The sequence below is a fragment of the Nostoc sp. T09 genome, assembly GCF_002154695.1.
Taxonomy (GTDB): domain Bacteria; phylum Cyanobacteriota; class Cyanobacteriia; order Cyanobacteriales; family Nostocaceae; genus Aulosira.
Genome location: NZ_MTAV01000002.1, coordinates 339873 through 365736 on the forward strand (window position 1 = coordinate 339873; position 25864 = coordinate 365736).

At 40.6% G+C, this 25864-nt stretch carries 24 protein-coding genes; 9 read left to right on the forward strand and 15 right to left on the reverse strand.

Annotated elements, in window-relative coordinates:
- The first annotated feature begins 162 nt into the window (after nt 1–162).
- A complete protein-coding gene (locus BV372_RS01805) occupies nt 163–2265 on the forward strand; it encodes a right-handed parallel beta-helix repeat-containing protein (RefSeq protein ID WP_086682304.1) in 2103 nt (700 codons plus the stop codon).
- A gap of 21 nt (nt 2266–2286) precedes the next feature.
- On the opposite strand, the gene BV372_RS01810 is transcribed toward BV372_RS01805, so the two are convergent.
- The 6 genes from BV372_RS01810 to BV372_RS01835 form a co-directional block, all read right to left on the reverse strand.
- Nucleotides 2287–2853, reverse strand: coding sequence for a YdcF family protein (locus BV372_RS01810; protein WP_086682307.1), 567 nt, complete (start codon nt 2851–2853; stop codon nt 2287–2289).
- 87 nt (nt 2854–2940) lie between these two features.
- On the reverse strand, nt 2941–3849 hold the full coding sequence (gene rfbD / locus BV372_RS01815) for a dTDP-4-dehydrorhamnose reductase (RefSeq protein WP_086682309.1): 909 nt from the start codon (nt 3847–3849) through the stop codon (nt 2941–2943).
- Nucleotides 3846–4391, reverse strand: a complete 546-nt coding sequence (gene rfbC, locus BV372_RS01820; protein WP_086682496.1) for a dTDP-4-dehydrorhamnose 3,5-epimerase — start codon at nt 4389–4391, stop codon at nt 3846–3848. The genes rfbD and rfbC overlap by 4 nt, the downstream gene beginning before the upstream one ends.
- Before the next feature lie 79 nt (nt 4392–4470).
- Nucleotides 4471–5457 (reverse strand): glucose-1-phosphate thymidylyltransferase RfbA, encoded by a 987-nt coding sequence (rfbA, locus tag BV372_RS01825; RefSeq protein WP_086682499.1) that lies wholly within the window; start codon nt 5455–5457, stop codon nt 4471–4473.
- Nucleotides 5458–5541: 84 nt separating this feature from the next.
- A complete protein-coding gene (rfbB, locus tag BV372_RS01830) occupies nt 5542–6612 on the reverse strand; it encodes a dTDP-glucose 4,6-dehydratase (protein ID WP_086682312.1) in 1071 nt (356 codons plus the stop codon).
- A gap of 104 nt (nt 6613–6716) precedes the next feature.
- Nucleotides 6717–7655: an NAD-dependent epimerase/dehydratase family protein gene (locus BV372_RS01835; RefSeq protein WP_086682315.1), complete on the reverse strand. Its 939-nt coding sequence runs from the start codon at nt 7653–7655 to the stop codon at nt 6717–6719.
- Between the two features lie 272 nt (nt 7656–7927).
- Between BV372_RS01835 and BV372_RS01840 the strand changes: the two genes are divergently transcribed.
- The 4 genes from BV372_RS01840 to BV372_RS01855 all read left to right on the forward strand — a co-directional run bounded on the left by BV372_RS01840 (nt 7928) and on the right by BV372_RS01855 (nt 12601).
- Complete coding sequence (locus tag BV372_RS01840) at nt 7928–9070, forward strand: glycosyltransferase (protein ID WP_086682318.1); 1143 nt, start codon at nt 7928–7930, stop codon at nt 9068–9070.
- A gap of 111 nt (nt 9071–9181) precedes the next feature.
- Nucleotides 9182–9940: a sugar transferase gene (locus BV372_RS01845; RefSeq protein WP_086682321.1), complete on the forward strand. Its 759-nt coding sequence runs from the start codon at nt 9182–9184 to the stop codon at nt 9938–9940.
- 613 nt (nt 9941–10553) lie between these two features.
- Nucleotides 10554–11633 carry a GDP-mannose 4,6-dehydratase gene (gmd, locus tag BV372_RS01850; RefSeq protein WP_086682324.1) on the forward strand — a complete coding sequence of 360 codons (1080 nt, stop codon included), beginning with the start codon at nt 10554–10556 and terminating at the stop codon, nt 11631–11633.
- 23 nt (nt 11634–11656) lie between these two features.
- Nucleotides 11657–12601: a GDP-L-fucose synthase gene (locus BV372_RS01855; protein ID WP_086682327.1), complete on the forward strand. Its 945-nt coding sequence runs from the start codon at nt 11657–11659 to the stop codon at nt 12599–12601.
- Nucleotides 12602–12734: 133 nt separating this feature from the next.
- On the opposite strand, the gene BV372_RS01860 is transcribed toward BV372_RS01855, so the two are convergent.
- The 5 genes from BV372_RS01860 to BV372_RS01880 form a co-directional block, all read right to left on the reverse strand.
- Nucleotides 12735–14321, reverse strand: coding sequence for a DHA2 family efflux MFS transporter permease subunit (locus BV372_RS01860; RefSeq protein WP_086682330.1), 1587 nt, complete (start codon nt 14319–14321; stop codon nt 12735–12737).
- Between the two features lie 233 nt (nt 14322–14554).
- Nucleotides 14555–15814 (reverse strand): MFS transporter, encoded by a 1260-nt coding sequence (locus BV372_RS01865; RefSeq protein WP_086682334.1) that lies wholly within the window; start codon nt 15812–15814, stop codon nt 14555–14557.
- Nucleotides 15815–15944: 130 nt separating this feature from the next.
- Nucleotides 15945–17453, reverse strand: coding sequence for an HlyD family secretion protein (locus BV372_RS01870; RefSeq protein ID WP_086682337.1), 1509 nt, complete (start codon nt 17451–17453; stop codon nt 15945–15947).
- Nucleotides 17454–17649: 196 nt separating this feature from the next.
- A complete protein-coding gene (locus tag BV372_RS01875) occupies nt 17650–18117 on the reverse strand; it encodes a MarR family winged helix-turn-helix transcriptional regulator (protein ID WP_086682340.1) in 468 nt (155 codons plus the stop codon).
- Between the two features lie 78 nt (nt 18118–18195).
- Nucleotides 18196–19866: a glycosyltransferase family 39 protein gene (locus tag BV372_RS01880; protein WP_086682343.1), complete on the reverse strand. Its 1671-nt coding sequence runs from the start codon at nt 19864–19866 to the stop codon at nt 18196–18198.
- A gap of 153 nt (nt 19867–20019) precedes the next feature.
- Here BV372_RS01880 and BV372_RS01885 point away from each other — a divergent pair, with 153 nt between their 5' ends.
- The 4 genes from BV372_RS01885 to BV372_RS01900 all read left to right on the forward strand — a co-directional run bounded on the left by BV372_RS01885 (nt 20020) and on the right by BV372_RS01900 (nt 23031).
- Complete coding sequence (locus BV372_RS01885) at nt 20020–20673, forward strand: class I SAM-dependent methyltransferase (protein ID WP_086682346.1); 654 nt, start codon at nt 20020–20022, stop codon at nt 20671–20673.
- A gap of 156 nt (nt 20674–20829) precedes the next feature.
- A complete protein-coding gene (locus BV372_RS01890; RefSeq protein ID WP_086682349.1) occupies nt 20830–21339 on the forward strand; it encodes a hypothetical protein in 510 nt (169 codons plus the stop codon).
- A gap of 48 nt (nt 21340–21387) precedes the next feature.
- Nucleotides 21388–22275, forward strand: coding sequence for a hypothetical protein (locus BV372_RS01895; protein WP_086682352.1), 888 nt, complete (start codon nt 21388–21390; stop codon nt 22273–22275).
- Nucleotides 22276–22503: 228 nt separating this feature from the next.
- Nucleotides 22504–23031, forward strand: coding sequence for a phosphatase PAP2 family protein (locus tag BV372_RS01900; RefSeq protein ID WP_086682355.1), 528 nt, complete (start codon nt 22504–22506; stop codon nt 23029–23031).
- 18 nt (nt 23032–23049) lie between these two features.
- On the opposite strand, the gene BV372_RS01905 is transcribed toward BV372_RS01900, so the two are convergent.
- The 4 genes from BV372_RS01905 to BV372_RS01920 all read right to left on the reverse strand — a co-directional run bounded on the left by BV372_RS01905 (nt 23050) and on the right by BV372_RS01920 (nt 25855).
- Entirely contained in the window at nt 23050–23787 is a 738-nt protein-coding gene (locus BV372_RS01905; protein ID WP_086682358.1) for a hypothetical protein, read from the reverse strand.
- 266 nt (nt 23788–24053) lie between these two features.
- Entirely contained in the window at nt 24054–24248 is a 195-nt protein-coding gene (gene rpsU / locus BV372_RS01910) for a 30S ribosomal protein S21 (RefSeq protein ID WP_086682360.1), read from the reverse strand.
- A gap of 104 nt (nt 24249–24352) precedes the next feature.
- Nucleotides 24353–24658, reverse strand: a complete 306-nt coding sequence (locus BV372_RS01915; protein ID WP_086682363.1) for an RNA-binding protein — start codon at nt 24656–24658, stop codon at nt 24353–24355.
- A gap of 333 nt (nt 24659–24991) precedes the next feature.
- Nucleotides 24992–25855 carry a 3'(2'),5'-bisphosphate nucleotidase CysQ gene (locus tag BV372_RS01920; protein ID WP_086682366.1) on the reverse strand — a complete coding sequence of 288 codons (864 nt, stop codon included), beginning with the start codon at nt 25853–25855 and terminating at the stop codon, nt 24992–24994.
- Nucleotides 25856–25864: the final 9 nt, after the last annotated feature.

Here is a 25864-nt window from a genome sequence, read left to right on the forward strand (position 1 = left end):
TATAAAGTTTAAACTCTTACTAATAGGCAAATATACACAGCAATTTGTTATGAGACATCGCTAGTTTAGCAGGAATTAAGATTAGCTAATACAAAAGCAATCACCAAAACCAGCCATACTTATAACAAATTCTTCAAGTATTTATTATCGAAGGAAAAAAATATGGATCGCCGCTCTTTTCTGAGTTGGATGGGATTGGGCTGGTTAACCGCTTCTCCGTTATTTATTGGGTCTAGAATTACTAAACTTCAGGAGCAACTAGTATTTGCAAACAATTCTAATGGTATAAAAAATACTATTTTTTATGTTGCCCCTGATGGTAATGATGCTTGGACAGGCAAACAAGTAAATCGGAATAAAACTCAAACCGATGGGCCATTTGCAACTCTAGAACGAGCACGCAATGCTATTCGCGAACTCAAGCTTCAACAAGGCGGTATCCTCAAACAACCCGTTACCGTTTTCATCAGAGGTGGTACATACTTTTTAGCCCAACCATTGGTATTCAACTCAGAAGATTCTGGTACACAGAAATGTCCCATTACCTACACAGCCTATCAAAATGAGAAGCCGATAATCAGTGGCGGTCAGCGTCTTCAAGGATGGCAAGAGGTAGTTATCAACGGTAAACGGTTATGGATGCTGGAAATTCCGCAAGTTCGCCAAGGTCAATGGTTCTTTCGACAGCTTTGGGTAGGAAACCAACGGCGAACTCGTGCTCGTTACCCGAAAAAGGGCTACTTACCAGTTGCGGAAGTACCAGATGCTACACCCAACCAACCTGTAGCTCCTGGTCAATCACGCTTTAAATATCGTCAGGGTGATCTCAAAAACTGGAGTACCATAAGTAACGCTGAGATAGTAGTTATGACCCGATGGGTAGAGTCTCGGCTACCAGTTGTCGGCTTAGACGAAAAACAAAGAATAGTCGCCTTTGCTAAACCTAGCCTTCATAGCATGGAACCTGGTAATTCCCAGTCTTCTGCTGCTACAAACTATTACTTAGAAAATGCCTTAGAGGTTTTAGACAATCCTGGTGAATGGTATTTAGATAAGAAGTCCGGCAAACTTTATTACATGCCTTTAGCAGGGGAAAATATAACTAGAATAGAGGCAATTGTTCCTCGTTTATCCCGCTTAGTTGATTTGCAAGGTAGTCCTGAAAATAGTAAATTCATAGATTATCTATCATTTCAAAATCTAACTTTTGCTCATGCGGAATGGTACTATAACAATTCAGATGCCAGTGGCTTTGGTCAGGCAGCAGAAGGCGTTCCTGGAGCAATTTATGCACAAGGGTTAAGATACTGTACTTGGCAAAACTGTGAGATTAAGAATGTCAGTAATTATGGCATTGAGTTTGCTAACGGCTGTACAAATAATTCATTAATTCGTTGCCGAATTTCCGATTTAGGAGCTGGCGGAGTCAAAGTCACTCAAGGAGCTAGCAGTATTCAAGTTATTAATTCACATATTCACAATGGAGGCAAGATTTTTCATAGCGCAGTAGGCATTTTAGTGATGAATGCACCAAATAACTTGATCAGCCGCAATCACATTCATGATTTTTACTACACAGGAATTTCGGTTGGCTGGACTTGGGGTTATCAAACTAGCCCGACTAAAAACAATGTTATTGAATTTAACCACATACATCATATCGGTCGGCTCTCGAATAGTGATGGTCCGCTGCTAAATGATAAAGGTGGTATTTATACATTAGGTGTACAACCAGGAACAGTAATTCGTGGCAATATTATTCATGACATTGATGCTTACAGGTTTGGCGCTTGGGGTATCTATTTAGATGAAGGTAGTTCACAAATTCTGGTAGAAAATAACTTGGTTTACCGTACTAGAGACGCAGGATTTCATCTACACTACGGTAAAAATAATTTAATTCGTAATAATATCTTTGCTTTTGGTCGGTTCGCACAAATTCGCAGATCGAGACCAGAAGGCCATTTAAGCTTTACGTTTGAACGCAATATTATTTACTGGAATCAAGGGCAACTTTTAGATAGCCAAGGTAATTGGGACGACTCTAATTATGTATTAGACCGTAATCTTTATTGGTATACAGGTAAAGGCAATTTTCGCTTTGGTAAACTTTCATGGCAAGAATGGCAGCAAAAAGGTAGAGATAAAAATTCTCTGATTGCTAACCCACTATTTGTTGCTTCCGATCGCGATGATTTTCGGTTAAAGCCGAATTCCCCTGCCTTGAAATTAGGGTTCAAACAGACTGATTACAACAAAGATTGAGATATCATTACTTGTACAGTCTCAGTTGAGACGAGGGTTAAAACTCGCACCACTCCGACCACTTAAAATCCAGAAAATTGATCGCCCACAATCTCGCAATACTCTTACCGGAGATTCTGATTTATCTCCTCGTGAAGGAACTATGACGGGTGTAACTGCAATTCCCTGGCTACCCAAAACAATGGTTGCTACCGCCTTTGCCCTTCTCATGTGATAATCCGATGTAATCAGATAGATATGTTGTAACTTCTGGTTAACAAAATCTGCTGCCAGTGTCGTGAAATTAGTCACTGTATCTGTGGCCCGACCATCCAAGCGCAACCTTTGATCTACAACACCAAATTTGTGAAAAATTAACCGATTATATTCTAAATTCGAGGTGACATCAGAAATCCAAATATCTAAATTACTGTGAGACTGGCCAAACTTCGCAGCGAACTCTATCCTGGCAAAATCGCCTCCTAGTACAAAAATTGCCTGTGGTATTGGTGCTTGGTAAGAAGCGATCGCTATCTTAGCAGGAATAATACTAATCCAGACAGCTAAAACTAGCCCTATCAATTTTAAAAGCTTACGCCGAGAAACCATGCGTTCAAGATTCAACTACATCAGTTATTTATGCAGTACGTTTTGTGCCTCGCTTCAAATTACTTGATTGCTATTCCAAAACTCTGATTACTCCTGATTATTGTTAGCCATCACCAACTTTAAACTCCTTTCCCAATCTGGCAAAACCAATCCAAATGTTGTAGATAATTTCTGATTGTCTAATAGAGAATAAGCTGGTCTGCTGGCTGGTGTGGGATACTCTTTTGAAGTAATCGCAGTCAACCTTTGCAACTTGCGATCGCTCTTTCTATCGTCAAGCTCAAAAATTGCTTTGGCAAATCCATACCAGCTAGTCTGTCCACTGGCGGTTAAGTGATATAACCCACCTTTACTTACTAAAAAATCAGAGATATTCTCTGGAGCTTGAGATAAAATTTGGGCTGTAACTTCGGCTATCATGCGACTCCAAGTAGGTGCGCCTATTTGGTCATCAACAACTTTGATTTCTTCACGTTCCTGAGCCAGCTTTAACATCGTGAGTAAGAAATTCTTACCTTGTAAGCTATAAACCCAACTGGTACGTAAAATTAAATACGGTACACCTACAGATGCGATCGCCTGCTCACCTGCGAGTTTTGTTTTACCGTAAATGTTTTGTGGGTTAGGTTGGTCTTGCTCTGTATATGTAGTATTTTTGCTGCCATCAAATACATAATCTGTTGAATAGTGAATGACGGCTGCACCTAATCGCTTGGCTTCTTCTGCGATCGCACCTGGAGCAATACCATTAATCGCCATTGCTAATTCTGGCTCTTTTTCTGCTTTATCTACTGCTGTGTAAGCCGCCGGATTGATAATTAAGTTTGGTCTTACTTCTCTAATAGTGCGGCGAATAGTATCTAGTTGAGCTAGATCCATTTGCAAATTTGGGTTATTAACGCTGCGTCCTACAGGTATAACTTCACCTATAGTCATGAGTGTGCGTTGCAATTCCCAGCCTACTTGTCCAGTTACACCTGTCAATAAAATTCTCATGCATATACCTCTGCATCTCGCAGTAATTTTCCAGCTTTATCTTTCGCAGATAAGATTGGTTCTGCTTGAATTGGCCAAGCGATCGCTAAATCCGGGTCATTCCACAAAAGCGTGCGTTCATATTGGGGTGCGTAGTAATTCGTAGTTTTATACAAAAATTCTGCATATTCAGAAACTACTACAAAACCGTGGGCAAAACCTGCTGGTATCCAAAGTTGCCGTTTATTTTCGGCTGTCAAGTCCGTACCAACCCATTGACCAAAAGTTCTAGAGCTTTTCCTTAAATCTACAGCCACATCAAATACTTCTCCTACTACCACTCTCACAAGTTTTCCTTGAGGCTGCTGAATTTGATAGTGCAAACCACGCAAGATATTTTTGGCAGAACGAGAATGATTGTCTTGGACAAAATGTTCAGTAATACCTGCCTTTTCTAACAAAACTTTTTCATTATAACTTTCATAAAAAAAACCGCGTTCATCTCCAAATATCTGCGGTTCAATCACTATTACATCAGTAATTTCTGTGTGTTTTACTTGCATTGTCATATCCTTATTAATATAAAAATTGCTGCTTGATTACAGTGGATTCCCAAACTTTAAAGATAGATCATGCAGACATTTATTTAGAGTCTGGTATAGTTGTTGGCGTTTGTACAGCCAATAAATCCCAGTCAGATGATTGTTGATTAAGAGAGGATTTTCCCATTCCGTTATTTTGTTCTATGGTTGCAGATATTTGATCGTTCTCTAAAGTTGACATCAGGTAAAGACCATAGCTACTCTTCGACATAGATTCAGCTAATTGACGCAGTTGGGATGAGTCAATATATCCTTGGCTGTAGGCAATTTCTTCAATACAAGCTATTTTTAGACCTTGGCGTTCTTCTAGTGTTTGGATAAAGTTACCAGCCTGATGTAAGGATTCATGAGTACCAGTATCTAACCAGGCATATCCACGACCCAAAATTTCTACTTGCAGTTGACCTTGATTCAAATAAGCTATATTTAAATCAGTAATTTCTAGTTCATTGCGAGCAGAAGGCTGAAGTTGGGCAGCGATTTCTACTACTTGAGAATCATAAAAGTAGATACCAGGTACAGCATATTTAGACTTGGGAATTAAAGGTTTTTCTTCTATACTAATTGCTCGTCCATTGTTATCAAATTCAATTACTCCATATTGCCTGGGATCTTTGACTTGATAGCCAAATACTAATCCACCTTCTTTCAGAGTGGCAGCCCTAGCTAACACTTCTGTTAAACCATGCCCATAAAAAATGTTATCACCTAAAATTAAGCATACTGGCTCGTTAGCAATAAAATCTTTGCCCAGAATAAAAGCTTGTGCTAATCCTTCTGGTCGCGGCTGCTCAATATAGCTAAACTGCAAACCCCACTGACTACCATCTTTTAAAATTTTCTCAAATAATGGTAAATCATTAGGAGTGGAAATAATCAAAATCTCCCGAATACCTGCCAGCATTAATATAGATAACGGATAGTAAATCATTGGCTTATCATACACGGGCATTAACTGTTTGCTAACAGCATAGGTTAGAGGATAAAGACGTGTACCAGAGCCACCTGCCAGAATAATACCTTTCATAATATTTGCCATTTGTCATTGGTCATTAGTCATTAGTCATTTGTGCGAAACTACAAATGATTTTAGATAGCCAAACCTAAATTACTAAGATTTCCGATTTTCATAGTTTTGTTTTAACCAGTTTTGGTAAGCACCTGAGCGCACTTGATTTACCCAAGTAGAGTTATTGAGATACCATTTAACTGTTTTTAATAACCCACTGTCAAAATTTTCTTGAGGTTGCCAACCTAAATCATGGTTGATTTTACTACAATCAATTGCATATCTTCGATCGTGACCAGGACGGTCTTTCACAAAAGTAATTAAAGAAGAGTGATGAAAATCAGGTTTAGGAGCCAAGTCATCTAAAATAGCACAAAGTTTCTCCACAACTGTTAAATTAGCTTGTTCATTAAGACCGCCAATATTATAAGTTTCACCAACTTCACCTTGTTGAAGAACAAGATATATAGCCTCGCAGTGGTCTATAACATAAAGCCAATCGCGAACATTTTGCCCATCCCCATATATAGGTAGTGGTTTACTATCTAGAGCATTGAGAATAGTTAAAGGAATTAGTTTTTCGGGAAACTGACAAGGCCCGTAGTTGTTTGAGCAATTAGTTGTTAACGTAGGCAATCCATAGGTGTGATAGTAGGCTCTAACAAAATGATCCGATGCTGCTTTCGATGCTGCGTAAGGGCTATTGGGTGCGTAGGGAGTATCTTCGCGGAAAGCTGGGTCTTGGGGTTTGAGTGAGCCGTATACTTCATCTGTAGACACATGCAAAAAGCGAAATTGCTGCTGTTTTGGCGATGATAGTTTTTGCCAGTAGAGTCTACTTGCTTCTAGGAGTTGAAATGTTCCGACTACATTAGTTTGGATAAAGTCATGGGGGCTAATTATAGAACGGTCAACATGACTTTCCGCAGCGAAATTAATAATTGCATCTGGTTGATACTGCTCTAAAAGGTAGCTGACTAACTCTACATTGCCAATGTCGCCTTGAATAAAATGATAGTTTGGGTCGCTTTGGAGTTCTGCTAAGGTTTGAAGGTTACTAGCGTAAGTCAACTTATCTATATTAATTACATTAGCCCATTGTGCCTTTCTAGCTTGGAGAATAAAATTAGCCCCAATAAATCCGGCTCCCCCGGTAACCAAGATTGTTTGCATATTGCCTATAATTATTTGTTTAATACATCTTATATGAGAATTTATACGTAAAGACGCGCTAGTTTGAGCTTACGTCTTTACGTAAGTTGAAATTTTTCTGTTGCTCACAAAGCTTGTAAAATCTCTTCATCCACAGAAAAATCAATCTCAGCTTTGTCTCGCCCAGATGCTAGATAATCATTTTCAAAAGCATCAGTCAGCCCAGATATCAAATCATACTCAGGTTGCCAGCCTAATTCGGTTTGAGCCTTATTCACAGATGCAAAGAAATGCTGCCCCCGCATTGGAAAAGCTTTACGCTTACCGAAATCAAATTTTTTCGGGTCGTAATGGACAATTTTTACAGCATCGGGTGACTTGCCTGCTGCTTGTCCACAAGCACGAGCTAAACCATCAAAAGTGACAAAGCGATCGCCTGATACATTGTAAATCTGCCCTACTGCCTGCTGATTGCCTAAAACTTGAGTCATAGCTTTCGCTAAGTCTTTTACATGACCTAGCTGCGTAATATACAAGCCATTTCCAGGAATGGGAATGGGGCGATCGTGGACAATTCTATCAAAAAACCAGCTTTCTAAATCGTTATAGTTACGTGGCCCATAAATGTAAGTGGGACGGATTGAGGTAAAAGGTATTCCGATTTGAGCTAGGTAAGCTTCTGTTTCATGCTTACCCCGATGACGGCTTTTTGGATCTACAGGATCGCCTTCTACATGAGGCATTTGGTCAGATTTAAGATATACTCCAGCAGAACTCATATAGACAAAATGTTGTACGCGGTCTTGAAAAATTTCTGCCAGTGGTTGAGTATCAGTAAGTTCTCGTCCATTATTGTCAAAAACGACATCAAAATTTTCCTGTGATAACTTTGCTTTTAACTGGGTAGCGTCAGTGCGATCGCCTATAATTTGTCCTACTCCCTGTAAGGAAGGTGCAGGTCGATTACCACGATTGAATAGCACCACCTCATGTCCTTGTTCTACTAGCAGTTGAGTTAGGTAAATACCGATGAACCGAGTGCCGCCTATAATCAAAATTCGCATAAATTACTACTTCCTATGTCAGTTGTTGTCAAGGGATTGGGGACTAGGATCAGGGAAAAACTATTACCTAATACTTAATACCTAATACTTACTACCCAGTATTTAATCCCATGTTTGAGGTTATCAGGTTGTAGTATCCCTCTGGAACCTGTTTTGGGAGAATTGCGTCTTCAGTGAAATCTGGGTTGCTTTCCATTCCTTGATCACAAAGAGAAACTTTTCAGTTAACCTGACAATTTGCTTGCTGTATTTTCCACTTATTTACGTTAGCTGTGCCCTTGAAATATGCTCTGATTCATGAATGGCTGACACCTAAAGCCACTGGCGGTTCAGAACTAGTTGTACAAGAGATTCTGAATCATATAAATGCGGATTTATACGCCCTGATTGACTTTGAATCCAGCAATCCTAAAAGCTATTTATATCAGCGTCAGATTGGCACAACTTTTCTGCAGAACTTGCCCTATGCTCGCAATGGTATACAAAAATACTTACCTTTGTTGCCGTTAGCCATTGAACAATTGGATTTACGGCAATACGACGTAATTCTATCTTCATCTCACGCTGTAGCAAAAGGAGTTATTACTACTCCCGAACAATTACATATTTGTTATTGCCACAGCCCGATGCGCTATGCTTGGGACTTGACTTTTGATTATCTGCAACAAAGTCAGTTGGGAAATGGTGTAGCTGGATGGGTAACGCGGTATTTATTGCATCGTTTGCGTCAGTGGGATGTATTAACAGCTAATCGCGTTGATTATTTCATTGCCAACTCAGAGCATACAGCTCGCCGAATTTGGCGTTGCTATCGACGAAAATCAACAGTAATTTATCCGCCAGTTAATGTCGAAGCAATGCCTTTTTTAGCTCAAAAAGAAGATTTTTATCTGATAGTTTCCCGGTTAGTGAGTTACAAGCAAGTATCCTTAATTGTCAGAGCTTTTAATCAACTGCAAAAACCATTAGTAGTAATTGGTACAGGTCCACAGATGAAATATCTTCGCAAGATGGCGAATTCTCATATCCAAATACTGGGATGGCAACCTGATGATGTAGTAAAAAAATATATGGCTAGAGCCAAGGCATTTGTGTATGCGGCTTGTGAAGATTTTGGTATTGCCTTAGTTGAGGCACAAGCTTGTGGTACACCTGTAATTGCCTATGGCGCAGGGGGAGCGTTAGAAACTGTACAAGATATTCGTTCCTATATTGATACAGGAACAGGCATTTTCTTCAAGGCACAAATAGAGGCTGCTTTAGTAGAAGCGGTAGAAAAGTTTGAAATGTATCAGAATGCATTTAATCCTGAGTATTTGCGATCGCACGCTAGCCAGTTTTCTCGTCAGGTTTTTAGCGATCGCTATCTAAATTTTTTAGATAAGTGCAGCAAAAAAAGGCCATCCTTGGAATAATGGTCAGAATTTTTGTAATTGTTTTGTAGCTTTTGGAAATTTAAACCCAGAAGCACCTCCTTTTAGCTTTAAGATTGGGACTATGTGTGGTGTGGATTGTTAAGGAGTATGATGACTGCCCAGAGCTCACTCCTCTCCGGCAAGCGAGGACTACGGCAAGATGCTAGCGCGTCTGCGCGTACTTTGTTAAAACGCGGTCAACAAAAAAAGACTCCTCGGGTAAAACCCAAAGGATTGTCTTTTCAAGGTTTAAACGGAGAGTTTGCCAAGCGACTGTTTGACATTGTGTTTTCGCTGTTTGTTTTGATTGTATTTTTCCCTGTTTACTTAATCTTGGCCTTGCTGATTGCTTTCAGTTCAGAAGGCCCGATTTTTTATGTCCAAGAAAGGGTAGGTAAAAACTACAAGCCCTTTAATTGTATTAAATTTCGCACAATGGTGAGCAATGCTGATGAAATTCTTGTACAAATGATGGAAACATCCCCCCAGATGCGGCAAGAATTTGAAAGCAGCTTTAAACTCAAACAAGACCCTAGAATCACTAAAATTGGGCAATTTTTGCGAATTACTAGCTTAGACGAATTTCCCCAGTTCTGGAATGTTTTAAAAGGAGATATGAGTGTTGTTGGTCCCCGACCCTTAGTAGAGGAAGAACTTCCAAAATATGGTTATCATATCGATCGGATTTTAACTATCCGGCCGGGTATCACAGGATTGTGGCAAGTTTCTGGGCGTAATGATATTCCCTATCCTCGAAGAGTCCAAATAGACCTGCATTATGTCAAATTTAGAACTTTTTGGCTTGATTTATGGATTATCTTGAAAACCATTGATGTCGTCATTATGCCCAAAAATAACGGAGCCTACTGAAAAAATACTTAAAGAGTAGATTCTATGGGGCAGTTAATGCCCCCAAATAAAAATCACTTAGCTATCTGTAACCAAAAATCAAAACAAATTATCCTAAATATTTTTCTTTAAAAGTAGAATAATCTTGAAAAAAATTTATCCACACTTAATATAATTCTGCGTTAGATAAAGTTTTTGTAAATATATATAAATTTTAAATAAAACCGACATTCCGCAGGTAGGCGATCGCTTTAATGAATTTTCACTCGTTTTAGCCTACAGAGGTTGAGCGCGCGTCAAATAATTGAGAATAGTGTCAACAATGTCTGAAAACAAAACTCAAAACTAAACGACGATATCCCTTGCCCAATAAAGACTTTAGGTTTTAAACTACCAAAAATATTTGGAAAGAAAACAAAACCAGCGGAATGTAGGATAAAAAACGCATAATTTTAATTCTAACCAAGTCAAAACTTATTAAGTATATTTATAAAAGTATATTTTTTGACTTTAAATTTGCCGTAACAGCGAAGATTGGTAGGTTTCCCATTAGGCAATTTAGCGATTAACTGCTAGCTTGTATCAGTTAGGCTGTAACTTTTTTTTACCGAAGATAACAAAGGAATCACTAAGCATGACGCAACAGAAACGAGCATTGATTACCGGTATTACTGGTCAAGATGGTTCATATCTGAGTGAGTTTTTGCTAGAGCAAGGTTACGAGGTTCATGGTATCATCCGCCGGACTTCTACCTTTAACACAGACCGTATCGATCACATGTATGAAGATCCTCACAAAGAGGGTGTGAGGTTATTTCTTCACTATGGCGATCTGACGGATGGTACGACGCTACGCCGGATTTTAGAAGAAGTACAGCCACAAGAAATCTACAATCTAGGTGCTCAATCCCATGTAAGAGTGAGCTTTGATTCACCAGAATACACAGTGGATGCTGTAGGAATGGGAACACTACGTTTGTTAGAAGCAATTCGGGATTACCAGCAACGCACTGGAATTCAGGTGCGGTTCTACCAAGCTGGTTCTTCTGAGATGTATGGTTTAGTTCAAGCAGTACCTCAAACTGAGACAACGCCCTTTTATCCCCGTAGCCCTTATGCTTGTGCTAAAGTTTATGCCCATTGGCAGACGGTAAATTACCGTGAATCTTATTCTTTGTTTGCCTGTAATGGCATACTTTTTAACCACGAATCGCCTCGACGCGGTGAAACTTTTGTAACGCGTAAAATTACTAGGGCAGTTGCTCAAATTGTTGCTGGTAAACAGAAAAAGCTTTATATGGGCAATCTTGATGCCAAGCGAGATTGGGGTTATGCCAAAGATTATGTCAGAGCCATGTGGCTGATGTTACAGCAAGAGCAACCAGATGATTACGTGATTGCGACTGGTGAAACCCATTCAGTCAAGGAGTTTCTGGAGTTAGCATTTAGTTATGTGAATCTCCGTTGGCAAGATTATGTAGAGTTTGATGAGCGCTATCTTCGTCCTGCTGAAGTAGAGTTATTAATTGGTGATGCTACTAAGGCACGCCAAAAGTTAGGTTGGACACCATCGGTAACCTTTGAGGGACTAGTAGCGCTGATGGTGGAAGCAGACCTACAAGCACTCGGCGTTACTGCTGCGAATGGAAGTGGTTCATCAGTACTGAATGATATTGCGACTGTTCGGCAACAACTAGGCGCTCTCCACTTTTGATTCACACTGCTGAGGATAAAAATATGACTGCCTTAGAACTAAAAAATAAACGGATTCTCGTTACTGGTGGATCGGGTTTCCTAGGTCGTCAGGTGATCGATCAGCTGTGTCAGGCAGGGGCTGATATTGCGAAAATTACAGTACCGCGATCGCGTGACTGCGATCTACGCGTTTGGGAAAATAACCAACGCGTAGTTGACCAGCAAGATATCATCATCCACTTAGCAGCTCACGTCGGTGGTATCGGCCTCAATCGCGAAAAACCAGCAGAGTTGTTCTACGACAACTTGATCATGGGAACTCAGCTAATTCATGCTGCCTATCAAGCTGGAGTAGAAAAATTCGTCTGTGTTGGCACTATCTGCGCTTATCCCAAATTTACCCCTGTGCCTTTCAAAGAGGATGACCTTTGGAATGGTTATCCAGAAGAAACCAATGCTCCCTACGGAGTTGCCAAAAAAGCACTTTTAGTCCAGCTGCAAGCTTACCGTCAGCAGTATAACTTTAACGGTATTTACCTCCTACCCGTCAATTTATACGGACCGGAAGACAATTTTGATACCAGAAGCTCCCATGTCATTCCGGCGTTAATTCGCAAAGTTCACGAAGCCCAAATTAAAAAACAAAAGCAACTTCCTGTTTGGGGTGATGGCAGTCCTACCCGTGAGTTCCTTTATTCTCAGGATGCGGCCAGGGGAATTGTCATGGGAACTCAATTTTACAACGATTCCGAACCAGTAAATCTGGGAACAGGTTATGAAATCTCGATTCGGGATTTAATCACTCTGATTTGCGAACTCATGGAGTTTGACGGTGAAATTGTCTGGGAAACAGATCAGCCTAATGGTCAACCTCGCCGTTGTTTGGATACTGAACGGGCAAAGCAAGCTTTTAATTTCACTGCCCAAGTCAGCTTTCAGCAGGGGTTAAAAAATACTATTGATTGGTATCGGCAAAACGCGGCATAAATATTTAAGTAGGGCAAATGCCCTACTTATTTGTGTTTTGGTTTTAACTTCTTAAGCAGAACTCTTAATTTCCCTGTAAAGACTCCAGCCCCATTTTAAGGCAGTCGCCTATAAGACAGCTTTCAAGGGAAGGTTAATGAGCAACAGCACCACCAGTAGCTTTTACTTTTTTAATAAAAACAATAGCAAGACCGCTTAATAATAAAGCAATCCCGATAAAATAAAAGCAGTCATTGAAAGCCATGACAAAAGCTTCTCTACGAACAATATTAGATATGGATGCGATCGCCTGATTTTGCGCTGTACTCAAATCTGCTCCTCGACTGATGAAATATTGAGTCATCTGATCGATTCGCTGTTGAGTTTCGGGATTATATAAAGATACGCTATCACCTAATCTATTAGAGTGAAATTGCTCTCTGTTAGTTAATAAAGTTGCTAAGGCTGCAATACCTAAAGAACCGCCCATATTACGCATCATATTAAATAAACCACTTGCCGAACCTGCTTCTTTGGGATTCAATCCAGCTGTAGCGATACTACTTAGTGGAACCATAATTAATGGTTGTCCCATTGCGCGGACAAGTTGCGACCATCTTAATTGATCTAATCCTGTTTGAGAAGTCATCCCAGCGTTCATAAACGCACTTACAGCAAACAGGGACGCCCCTACTCCCACCATTAACCGTACATCAATACGTTGCATCAATTTAGGTATAAAGGGAATGATAAATAATTGGGGAATACCTGCCCAAATTAATACTTCACCAATTTGTAGCGCATTATATTGTTGAATTTGGGCAAGATATAAGGGCAAAACATAAATTGAACCATATAATCCCACCCCTAGGGAGACGTTAACAATACTGGCTAAACCAAAATTACGCCGTAGCACCAATCTTAAATTAATAAATGGTTGCTTGCGAGTCAATTCTATAAATAAAAATAATGCTATAAAAATTGCCGCTATCACACTTAAGCGGACAATCAAAGCCGAACCAAACCAATCTTTGCGGCTACCTTCTTCTAATACAACTTGTAGGGAACCTAAGCCAATAGCCATTGAAATAATTCCCCACCAATCGCCTTGTTTAAGCAATTGTAATTGGAGTTGATCTTGTTTAATGCCATACCATACTCCGGCAAGCATTAACACCCCAGGAAATACATTTATATAAAAGTTATATTGCCAACTAAAATTTTCTGTTAACCAACCTCCTAATGTGGGGCCAATTGAGGGAGCAAACACTGCTGTAATAGCAAATGCGGCTAGTCCTACTGATTGCTTGGATGGCGGTAAAGTCGTCAGTACAACTGTCATCGCCGAAGGAATTAAAATCCCACCGCTGAAGCCTTGTAAAGCCCGGAAGACTATCATAGAATTGAGATTCCATGACCAAGCACAGCATATAGAAAAGAAGATAAATAGTATGGTATTTACTATTAGATAGCGTCGCAGTGAAAACACCCGCGATAACCATCCGGTAAGTGGAATAACTACAATTTCTGCTACTAGATAAGCAGTAGAAATCCAAGACCCCTCTTCTAAAGTTGCGCCTAAACTTGCTTGAATTTCTTGCAATGAAGCATTAGTAATTTGAATATCTAAAACCGCCATGAATGCGCCAAGCATACTGGCTAATACACCAATCCAAGTTCTTAAAGGTATATTTTCTGGTGGTAGGGCAGTATTCTGCTGGATAGCACCTGTGTTAGCCATAAAAATTGCTCCAGTTTCAGATTTGAGGCGCGCAAAGGGGAATATCTATCTATTTTTCAACTTTAAAGCAAAATGTCCGTGACGCAAAACAGATAAAAGAAATAGTTCTTATCGGTAATTGAGGATTAAAAAGCTCAGATTACCGACTTCTTAAGGAAGTCGGTAATCTTGTTTATTACGAATGCTTTAGGAGTTCTATATCCGTGCATAGCAGCCTATCTATCTTGAAGATTCTAGACTTTTATAATGCCCTTTTGCTCATAGAGTGGCATAACTAGTCGTCTCAATCCAGGTAGTTGTCTGCCAAAAATAATAGAACCGATAATACAAGCGATGCCATCAATAATTAATGTATTAGGAGCGCCAATACGACTAGCTAAGAATCCTCCTAATAAATTGCCTACAGGTATCATTCCTAAAAATGACATCGTATACAGGCTCATCAATCTACCACGTTTGTCTTCTTCTACAATTGTTTGTAAAAATGTATTACTGGCGGCAATTTGGAGAATTGTGCCCAAGCCAACAAACAACATTGTAAATAAAGAAAGTGGTAAAAATCGAGATAGCGAAAAACCAATTAAACCTACTCCTAAAATTGCTGGAGCTATAGCAATTAATTTACCAATTCCTAATATTGTTCGTCTTGTAGCTAGATAAATGCCACCCGCTAAGGCTCCTACTCCGGAGGCAGCCATCAAAAAGCCTAATGCTTCTGCTCCTCCTTTAAGAATTTCTTCGGCAAAAATGGGTACAAGAATAGTATTTTGTAATCCCATTAAACTAACTAAAGTTGATAGCAACAAGATAGCTCGGATTGGTGGAAAGCTAAAAGCATACACAAATCCTTCTTTAACTTGTTGGAGAGGATTACCAGCAATCACTGCAACTTTCCAAGGTTTAATTGTCATCGCCAATAAAGCGGCAATTACTGCAATGTAACTCAAACCATCAATTAAAAAACAGTAAGCAGCGCCAATTCTAGCAATGATTAAACCACCAACTGCCGGACCAATTAATCGCGCACCATTAATCATTGTTGAGTTGATAGCGATCGCATTGGCTAAATCTTCTCGTCGTTCTACTAGTTCTGGCACAAATGCTTGCCTAGCTGGTGCATCCAAGGCGTTAATAAATCCTTGAAACAAGCTTAAAGCGATGATATGCCATACCTGAATTACACCTGTTAGCGCAAGTACCGCCAATGCTAACGACTGAATCATCGCCATGATTTGTGTAGCAATTAAGGTACGATACCGAGAAAAGCGGTCTACAAAAACGCCCCCAAAAGGAGCAAGAAAGAAACTAGGAATTTGGCTAGTAAATCCCACAACTCCCAACATTAATGCAGAGTTAGTTAAACTATAAACTAGCCAGACTGTAGCAAGTTGTGTCATCCAAGTCCCAATCAGGGAAATACCTTGTCCGGCAAAAAACAAACGGTAGTTTTTTGATGTTAATGCAGGTAGTTGCGGCAGCTTTATCTTAGCCATTAGTCATTATTCATTGGTTATTAGTCATTGGTTAATAGTCAAGAGTCAATAGTCATTGGTCATTAGTTATTGGTTTTTCACAAAGAACAACTGACAAATGACAAATGACAAAGGACTAATGACAAATAACTTACTTAACCTCTACATTAACTTCCGCAGACATCCCAGGTGTAATCCGTGAGTTATATCCTTGGATACTCTTTTGGTCGAAAACTACTTTTACTGGAATACGTTGAACGATTTTGGTGAAGTTACCGGTGGCGTTATCTGGTGGTAATAAAGCAAATTGAGCACCGGAGGCTGGGGATATACTGTCAACTCGACCTTTAAAGGGGTGATTAGGAAAAGCATCTAGCTTGATTTCTACTGGTTCTCCTGGTTGCATTTTATTCAATTGGGTTTCTTTGAAGTTCGCTACTACCCAATAGCCGTTATCTACGATCGCCATTAACGGTGTTCCCACTTGCACCCGGTTACCAACTTCCACGTTTTTCCTACCTACCCGTCCAGCGCTAGGAGCGGTAATGTTGGTGTAAGAAAGCTGCAACTGTGCATCTTTGAGGGAAGCTTCAGCTTGCGCGATCGCTGCTTTTGCTGCTTCGTACTGACTTTGTTTGACAGCAGTATCTTGTCCAGTGGCGGTGGCTTGTTGCAATCCTCCCTTAGATGCAGCTAGTTTCGCTTGGGCGCTGGTTACACCTTGTTGTGCTTGTGCAAGTTGAGACTGCGCTTTCGCTACACCCACTCTGGCAGAGGCTAATCTGGCTTGGGCTTGTTCGACTCCCTGAAGTGCAGCATTTTTTTGTGCTACAGCCACATCATAAGCTGCCCTGGCTGTATCTAGCTGTTGCCGAGGAATTGCGCCTTCTTTAAACAAACTGTTGTAACGGTTGTAGTCTGCTTGAGCTTTTGCCAAATTTGCATTAGCCTGCGCTACCTGGGCTTGGGCGGCGGGTATCCCGGCTTGCGCTAGTTGTACTTCAGCTTGGGCGGCGGGTATCCCGGCTTGTGCTTCTTTAACTGCGGCTTGCGCTGTGGAAATTGCTGCAACAGCACTGCTGACATCTCCTTGCGCTTGAGTTGTTTTACCACTAGAGGTTTGTGAAGCTAAAGCAATATTGGCTTGTGCAGCTTGCGCCTGACCACGAGCATTTTGTAGCGCTGCTTGCGCTTGCTGTACTTTACTTTGATAATCCTTTGGATCGAGTGTCACTAATAACTGTCCTGGTTGCACAAGTTGGTTGTCGTTGACTAGCACCTGGCTGACAGTTCCGGGAATCCGGCTACTCACTTGGTGAATATTTCCTACCACAGTGGCGTTATCTGTTTGTTCGTGGGCAGAAGCATATTGCCAGTAGTTATAACCAAAACCACCAGCGGCGATCGCACCTACACCCACGCCAGCTAAAATCAAACCAATCGGTTTCTTACGTTTCTTGTCAGCCTTTTTCTCTGTTTCTGGCTGAGGATGGACATCGGTTTCTGGTTGTGTAGGAGCTTCGGGAGTTACAACGGTTGCTTCTGGACTTGCGGCAGTCTTGGCAGTAACAGCCTCTAAACTCTCTACATCAGTAATTAGTTCTTTGTCTATAACAGAGGTATTGCCTTTTTTGCGTCCGTTCTCAGTATTAGCGCCCATGATTGTTAACTCCCCTAACTCGATGATTAAATTAATATTTTTACTTAGAGTACGTATTATTTAATTGCTAGCTTTTATATAGCGTTCCGTTCGTATGCGTAGTATTATTATCGCAAAACAAAACTTCATACTACTTCACCCAATTGGGTGATCGTAGCTTCTTCTATAGATAGACTTTGCCTTAACTAGCCTGTTCTCAACTCAAGTTAGCGATCGCCCGATTCAATAATTGGGAGAATATTTCTCGTTCAGCGTGGGAAATACCGGACATTGCTTCATCGCGCAATTCTACTGCTAATGGCGGCAAAACTGTTTCTAGCTCCTTACCAGCATCTGTTAGCCAAATCCGCCAGATACGGCGATCGTGAGCGTCCCGTTCTCGACGCACTAAACCGCGTTCTTCCATGCGATCTAAAACCCCAGTTAAAGTTCCTCCCACTTGTTTGAGCTTGTCGCCAATACTGGAAGTAGGTAAACCATCTTCTTGCCACAAACAGCACAACACTAACCAGTGAAATGGCGTCAATCCAAACGGCTCTAGTTTCTCAGTAAACTTGCGAGTTAGCAGTTGTGAAAGCAACTTGATTCTATAGCCAACACTATATGGTGCCACAACTTGCTGCCACGACTCTAAAACTTCAAAATCATTAGATGTAGAAACCATTGAGAGCAATTATTTAGGGTGCGTAATATTATTCTAACTAAGCAATGCTTTCTTGGCAATAGCTGATTGCCATCTCTCTTAGGGAAGGACTTGAATCAGCTGGTACTCTTGTAGTGTAGCAATAACCTGGTAAGGCGTGGATAATTGCGGCTGCTCTGGTGCAGATATCCAAGCATAGCTCAAAGCTGGTAATTGGGAAATTGCATCTACCCTTGGACCAGGAATTGGAGTGTAGAAATTCAGCAGTACAGAATTTTTATCTTCTACTTGAGCAAAAGAGACAGGATGATTTTGGAGAATAGAGGCGATCGCTGGTTGTTGGAAAAAAGCTTTAAAAGTTGGGTTGTAGTCGCTTAACAAGCCTAAGCTACCAGTCATAGCTAAAGTTAGCCAACAGGGAAGTAACCAACAAGCTATCCAATAATTATCTGTCAAGAACTTTTTGCCAAAGTGATAACGACCGATCCACACTAAAGGTAAAATTAGCCAACCTAATCCTAAAATCAAGCCTAAGGTTGCCTGCTGGTCAATATCAAAGTCATCCGAAATTAAAGCAAATGTACTTACTAGCAAAAGTACAATACCTAGTACGCCAAAGGCGTAACTGAGGTTCCGAGGAAGTTTTTCCCTAGTCTCTCTCATCAATGAGAGTAATATATTTCCTTTATGCTTTTGCTGGGAAGTTGTTGAGTGTGTAAATCCTCTTTGGTAAATTCTGCCCAACCAGTCTAAACCTAAAGCAGCTAGCAAAGCTATGAAAGGATAAAGACCAAGAGCATAGTGAGAAAGACGTGTGGAGAAAATACTCAGTTCAGTAAACCAAACTAAGGGAACTCCGACTAAAATCAACTGGTAGCGAGCGATAGGACGATGCAGCACTACAGCCAATCCTATAAGACTGAAAAAACCCCAAGGAAAGGATTTTAAAGGAATATTCCAGAAATAGAATAGCACTCCATTATGGTTGCGGTCTTCAGAACCTAGCTCTACCACAAATCCTAACAAGCGATTAAAACTTTCATAACCATAGCGCGACCAGCTTAACCAAAGCCAAGCTAATGTAGGAATCAAACCAACTGCCAATCCTAAATACAACATTGGGTTAGCAAGATGATGATGACGGCGATGCTCCCCAATTAAATAAGGTAATAAAGCTATCATTGGCAAAAAAATCATCAAGCTTCTCATTAAGAAGCCCAAACCGAAACTTAACCCGGCAATAAAAAGCCAATAATAGCTATATTTATGATGGATTTCAGCTTTTAAAAAAGATAAAATAGCTAAAAGTACCAAGAGAATCATGGGAATATCTGGTGCAGCTAATCGACATGATTGTAGCCAGAGAAATTCCACACTCAAGATAGTAGCTGCTAGCCATGCTACTTTTTTACCCAAAAGAATTTTGCCGATTTCATATATAGTCACAAGGCAAAATATTCCGGCGATCGCACTTGGAATTCGCGCACTAAATTCACTGACACCAAATAACTGATAAGAACTAGCAATCAACCAATAGGGACCAGGAGTTTTATGGTGGGCATTACCCCAAGGAGCTATCCAATCACCAGATTCAAACATCTGGCGTGCTCGCCCAGCATAATAGCCTTCATCATGAGCCATCAAGCTATTTTGCCCAGAATTGCATAGCAATAAAGGAAGTAGCCAAATTAACAAAGTGACATAGGGTAATCTCGCAAAAACGTAGATTTGCCGCCATAAACTCGGCAATACTCGGGTTTTGTACAACATTAATTAGTACGAATTGAATGTTGCGAAGTAAATTTTATGTATTTGTACTCCCGCTTTTAAAATATGTAGAGCAGCTTACAAATTACTTGATTAAAATCCTAACTGAAATTAACTCAGTTAGAAAAAAAATCCTCCCAAATAGACATTTAAGCTATGATACTTCGACCAAATGAACGCCTAAAGTTAGATGACACAAATGACAAACTCTTTTATAATCAACCACGCTTTGTTACCCATGTTGATGAAGCGTTTATTAAGCAGCTAACAGATGTATATCGCGAGCGGCTCAAAGCTAACACACGTATTTTAGATATGATGAGCAGTTGGGTATCCCATCTGCCTGAAGAAATGCAATTTGCTCACGTTGAGGGACACGGACTCAATGCTGAAGAATTAGCGCGTAATCCTCGATTAAATCATTACTTTGTACAAGATATAAATAATAGTCCGCAGTTGTCTTTACAAGAGCAAAATTTTGATGCCGTTCTCAACTGCGTCTCAATACAGTATGTGCAATATCCAGAGGCAGTCTTTTCCGAAATACATCGCATTCTTAAACCCGGTGGTATAGCTATTATCAGCTTTTCTAACCGCATGTTTTTTCAAAAAGCGATTCAAGCTTGGCGCGATGCATCAGAAGAAACCAGAGTGGAGTTAGTCAAAAACTATTTTGCCTCAGTCCCAGGGTTTTCTACTCCAGAAGTTATTGTCAGTAAGTCAACCATCCCGACTGTGCTTCAATGGTTGGGCGCACCCGGAGGAGATCCGTTCTATGCTGTCATAGCTTATCGGACTGAAGCACAATAGTCTATTTGCTGTTCACTGATTAGTAATCAGCCACCGGCTGACAACATCTGTAATTCTAAATACCCAGCAATAGTTATCAAAAAGTAAATTTTGTGGCGAAAGAAGACACAAGCGCTGATAATTGCCTCAAAGCTCAAGCATAAGGAGACACAAAATATGACTTTCCCTCGTGGGCATAGGATTTTAGCTGCTGTGTTAATCTCAGTATTATTGCTGACTTCAGCATGTACACCAAAAACACCTGGACGTTTTGACCAAGCACAGCAAGAAAGCAGTCGCCAAAAAAGTGGTCAAGCAGTTGCTAAAGATGCAACTCAAGGTAGCAAATTGAACAAATTCTTTCCGGCTGGGGGAGATGGCTACCAGCGTGTCTATACTCAAGAGAAAAAAGGCTTTTCGGAAGCAAACTTGAAAAAAGGTGGCAAAGTCATAGCACAACTGGCTATTTCGGACACTACCAGTACTCCTAGCGCTGCGGCCAAATTCTCCAAAAGCACCAAAAAAGTTGGCGGTTACCCCGCAGTCACCCTTGGTAACACTCAAACTTCGATTTTGGTAGGTAAATACCAAGTAAAAGCGATATCCAAAGATCCAACATTTACAGCAACAGACAGGGAAGCTTGGATAGAGAAATTCAATCTTGATGGTCTGGCTAAACTCAAATAAGCTGCACGACAGAAATAAAAATTACAACAGCTAAATTAGGAGATTGTTTTGAGCAAATCGATTTTTGAGTTGGTGGATCAACTCCCAACTAGTGGTTTGACAGTTTCTCTGTTGAATGCCCTGGATTTTGTGGCTCCAGGCCAGTGGCAAAATACTGTGGGTTTTGTCAATACTATTAAGACTGTGACTGGCGAAACTGACGAAGACTTAATTCAACAAATTGGCGAACGAGCAATTTATCTTTTCAATGATAAATCCCAAGGATACCAAACAGCTTTGTGGCTTTATCAAACCGTTGATGGCACAGATAAAGCCCTGGGTGCAGCAGCTTTAGCTAATAAGGTGGGAGAGAAAGTTCCCTTGTTAGGTTTTTTAAATGCTGTTACTCCTAAACCTGACAAAGCCCAAACCATTGACTTGACTTTAAAATTAGTGGCTGAGTTGGTAGCCTTCTGCCAAATCAACGGCATTCCTGGAGACAGCATTGGAGATTTTGTTGCCTCTTTGGGTGAGTATAGCGGTGAGTCTTTGATTCGGATGGTGGCTTTAGTCTGCGTTGATGGTTTAATCCCTTTAGGACCTGACTTCATCAGCAAAGCCATATCTGGGATAAGTCAAACCAATCCCCAAGAGTTAGAACAAAACTCGACTTTTCAAAGCATCAAAGATGTCATCCCCGGCAACAATGCTGGCAGCAAACTGAACTTTATCGGTGAAAGCTTTGATTCTGTGAAAGGTTGGATGAGTGGTCTTGTTGCCTCGAATAATTTAACCCCACAGAAAGTTGTCGGTCATTTGCAAAATTTTGTCGAATTTTCTGATAGCAAATTAGACTACCTAGCAGCATTTTTGGACGTGTCAACCAATTACTATGAACATACTGGTACGCAAACTTTAGCGCGTCGCTTGATTGAACGAGCTATAGCTGAAATTTAAGCTTCTCGGTATCTAAGAATAAGTAATGGGTAATACTTGCAATTATCCATTACCAAAACCGCTATATATGGTTTGGTGAATGTTTAAAAAATAGTATTATTCTTGAGCTTTTATTTAAGGAAAATAATGAGTAAATCTGGCAAATTGCTATCCATTAATTAAATGCAGAATAGGCTTTTTGTATGTTGGTTCAAAACAGCATGGCCCGCCTTCATTGCCTTATACTGCATGATGTTTGCACCCAAGGCGATCGCTGATACTTTTGACAAAGACGTGTCCGATTTTATCTCTGGAGGTGGTACTGCACTTTATTTAGGTGCTGGTGTCGCCCTACCGCTGTTGCTAGATGGTAAACAAGGCGGACAACATTCTTTACGGGCGCTAGACTCCCTCGGTACAAGTACTCTACTTTGTATTGCTTTAAAAGAAGTAACTGATGTTAAGCGCCCCGATTCCGACTCCCGCGATAGTTTCCCTAGTTGTCATGCTACAGCAGCATTTGCGATCGCAACTGTACAAAGTCACTACCATCCTGGTTCTGCTATCCTCTGGTACTCTGGCGCATCTCTTATCGCCTATTCACGGGTAAACCTTAATCGTCATCGTCTCACGGAAGTGCTGGCTGGGGCTGCACTGGGATATCTGACAGCGAAATTGGAGTTGAGCCAAAAGCATGGGCTGATATTATTCCCGATCATTAGCAGTGATAATGCGGGCGGATCGCTTGTAGGACTACAGGTAGTTGGCTCTTTTTGAGAAAATACCAACACAGATTTACTTGGGCAAACGCAGATCAGTTGCGATCGCATATAGGTAAGGTTGGAAAATAATCCAATCTTCTAACTTGTCAAATTTGCCTGTTTCTGAAGCTGGATCAAAGGCACTACTAATGACGTAAAGTGCAGTACCATCGAAGGTAACATGCCCGATGTGTTGCTCCTGTACTCCACCTTGCTGCTTAAGTCCAGCAAATCCATAGCGGATTCCTGGGAGTTTACCAATTGTTACTGGCTGTGGGGGGTGGGTTGAGAAAATAATCTCCTTTCCATAGCTCACCTGACGATCTTTTGCGATCGTACTGTAGTACTCTGTTACCCAAGCCTTCAGTGCTGTCAATAGCTGGGTTTGATACTGAGGACTTTGGTAATCCACTTTAGTACCTGGCGGAATACCAGCGGCTTCTAGCTGCTTTTGGAAAGCCGGATTTTTTTCCAATGGGTAAACCCCAATCTCAACCGTACCTAAAATTTTTCCTTTGCTGGAGACACATAAAAGCGGCGCATTACCCTTACAAGGTGCTACTTGCCAATCGCTGGGTGCTGAGGTGTTACCCAGGAGATTCTGCCAAATACTACCCTCAGTAGGAGTAGGGTTAGGTTGTTTCAATGTTTGTACAACTGGAGTTTTCTGCTCGGTATTATTGGCAGAAATTAGGTGGGAACCATATTTAACCCCCACTGGTATTAATGCTACTAAGGTAGCACCAATTAATAGATGATAAAGACGCAACATGTTTTCTGAAAATCTAGAGTCAGAGATTGCGGGATGAAGGTAGACAAAGAAGATATATCAAAATATTTGGTAGTTCCGCAAAGGCCACTTTTATAGCCATTTGAATTTAGCACATAAATTTGTAGTAGCACTGTCTTTGCTCTTAGTGCTACTACAACAATTGTTATTTATGTCTGCCTACTTATTTGCACTTTCCAAAGGTAAAGCCACTAAGTATGGTAGTTAAAACATGGCGAGCAAGTCGAAGAGCAAATTTCTAAGAAATTTTATCTGTAGCGAGAACGTTGTCTACGACTTTGCTTGTGTCTAGCAACTGCCTTGCGCTTTTCTTTTTCTAAAGGCGTCTCAAAGTGACGCTTCTTACGCATATCTTGAAAAATCCCTGCTTTGGAAACTTCGCGTTTAAATCTTCTTAAAGCCGATTCAATACCTTCATTCTCTCCTAGTACTACTTGTGTCATTCTCATTCCTCCTAAATCTGGATGAATAGACAAAATTCCAGCAGAGATGAGCCTTTGGCCTGATCTGCTGGAGACTCTAGATTTTTAAATTTTCAGTTTAAGGCTTAGTAGCGGCGATTGTTGCGGTTATTATTGCCCCAGTTACCACGGGGAGAAGAACTTCTTTCTTCACGAGGCTTAGCCTTGTTCACTTTTAGATCGCGTCCCATCCACTCAGCACCATCAAGTGCATCAATTGCAGCTGTTTCTTGAGCATCGGTTTCCATTTCTACAAATGCAAAACCACGTGGCCGACCTGTCTCTCGGTCAGTAGGAAGTTGAACGCGATTAACCGTTCCATATTCTGCAAAAGCCCTCTTCAGGTCTTCCTCAGTAACCTGATAAGACAAGTTCCCAACGTAAATCGACATATTCTGTCTCCGAATTCAGAAAGTTGTAGAGAGTTAAATTCGGAGAGACGCTTTTGAGAAATCAAAACGAATAACTCAACCGAAAATAATCTTTATATCCACTAGTATACCACAGCATTTGAAAATTAACTCCCACGGAGTTGGATTTCAAAGGTATAAATTATAAGCCAAGCAGCAAAATCTGCTATTTACGGCTATATTTTTGCTCGTATCTAATTATTGCACGGTTGTTGCATTTTTCAACATAAAATTTTTGGCAAATAGTAATTACCTCCGATAAAAAATGAATAGCTACTAAACTGGATATAATTATTCACTAAATTCTCCAAGTCTTTAGCTATTAAGGAATTGGGCTAAAATACTTTCCGCTTCTTTACAGAGCATTTCGTGATACTGACCATTACTGGCAAGCAATCCACCCCACTGATTAATATCATGGGTGTTGTACTGCAAGGGTGAGCCATCAAAGTGTGTGAACTTACCACCAGCTTCTGTCAAAATTAATTCTGGTGCTGCTATATCCCAATCTTTAGGAGCAGATTTACCAGACAGAGAAATATAAACATCTGCCTGTTGTTCAACAATAGCTCCAACTTTGCAACCTACACTACCAATCGCTTTTTGATTCTTACAAGGTAAATTTTGTAGCAGGTAATTTAATCTTTGATTGCGGTGAGAGCGACTAACAACTAGAGTTAAATCCTCAAGGCGCTTTTTGCCTAAACCTAACGACATCTGTAAGGGCGCAGAACCATTACGGGTTTCGACAAATGTACCTCCGCCTTTGGTAGCAAAATACAACTTTTCTGCCTCTGGTACTGCTACAACTGCAAGTACTGGGCGTGTTTCTTTGACTAAAGCAATATGAATTGCATAGTCCCCAGTTTTATCGATAAAGTCTCGCGTGCCATCTAAGGGGTCAATGATCCATACCCAGGTAGAGTTATTGTAATTCGGTTGTAATTTATAGGTTTCTTCGCTGATATAGGTAAAGTCTTCATTACCCAAAGCGGTTTGTAAGCAATCTAAAATGTGTTGGCTGACAGTTATATCTGCAACGGTAACAGGCTCATTTTGTTTATATTGCACTTCGAGATTAGAGTCTTTAACAGTCCCGTGGTAATAAGACCGGAGTATATCTGCTGCTTCCCATCCTACCTGACGGGCGATCGCTAATATTTCTTGTAAATCTTTCATTGATTCAGC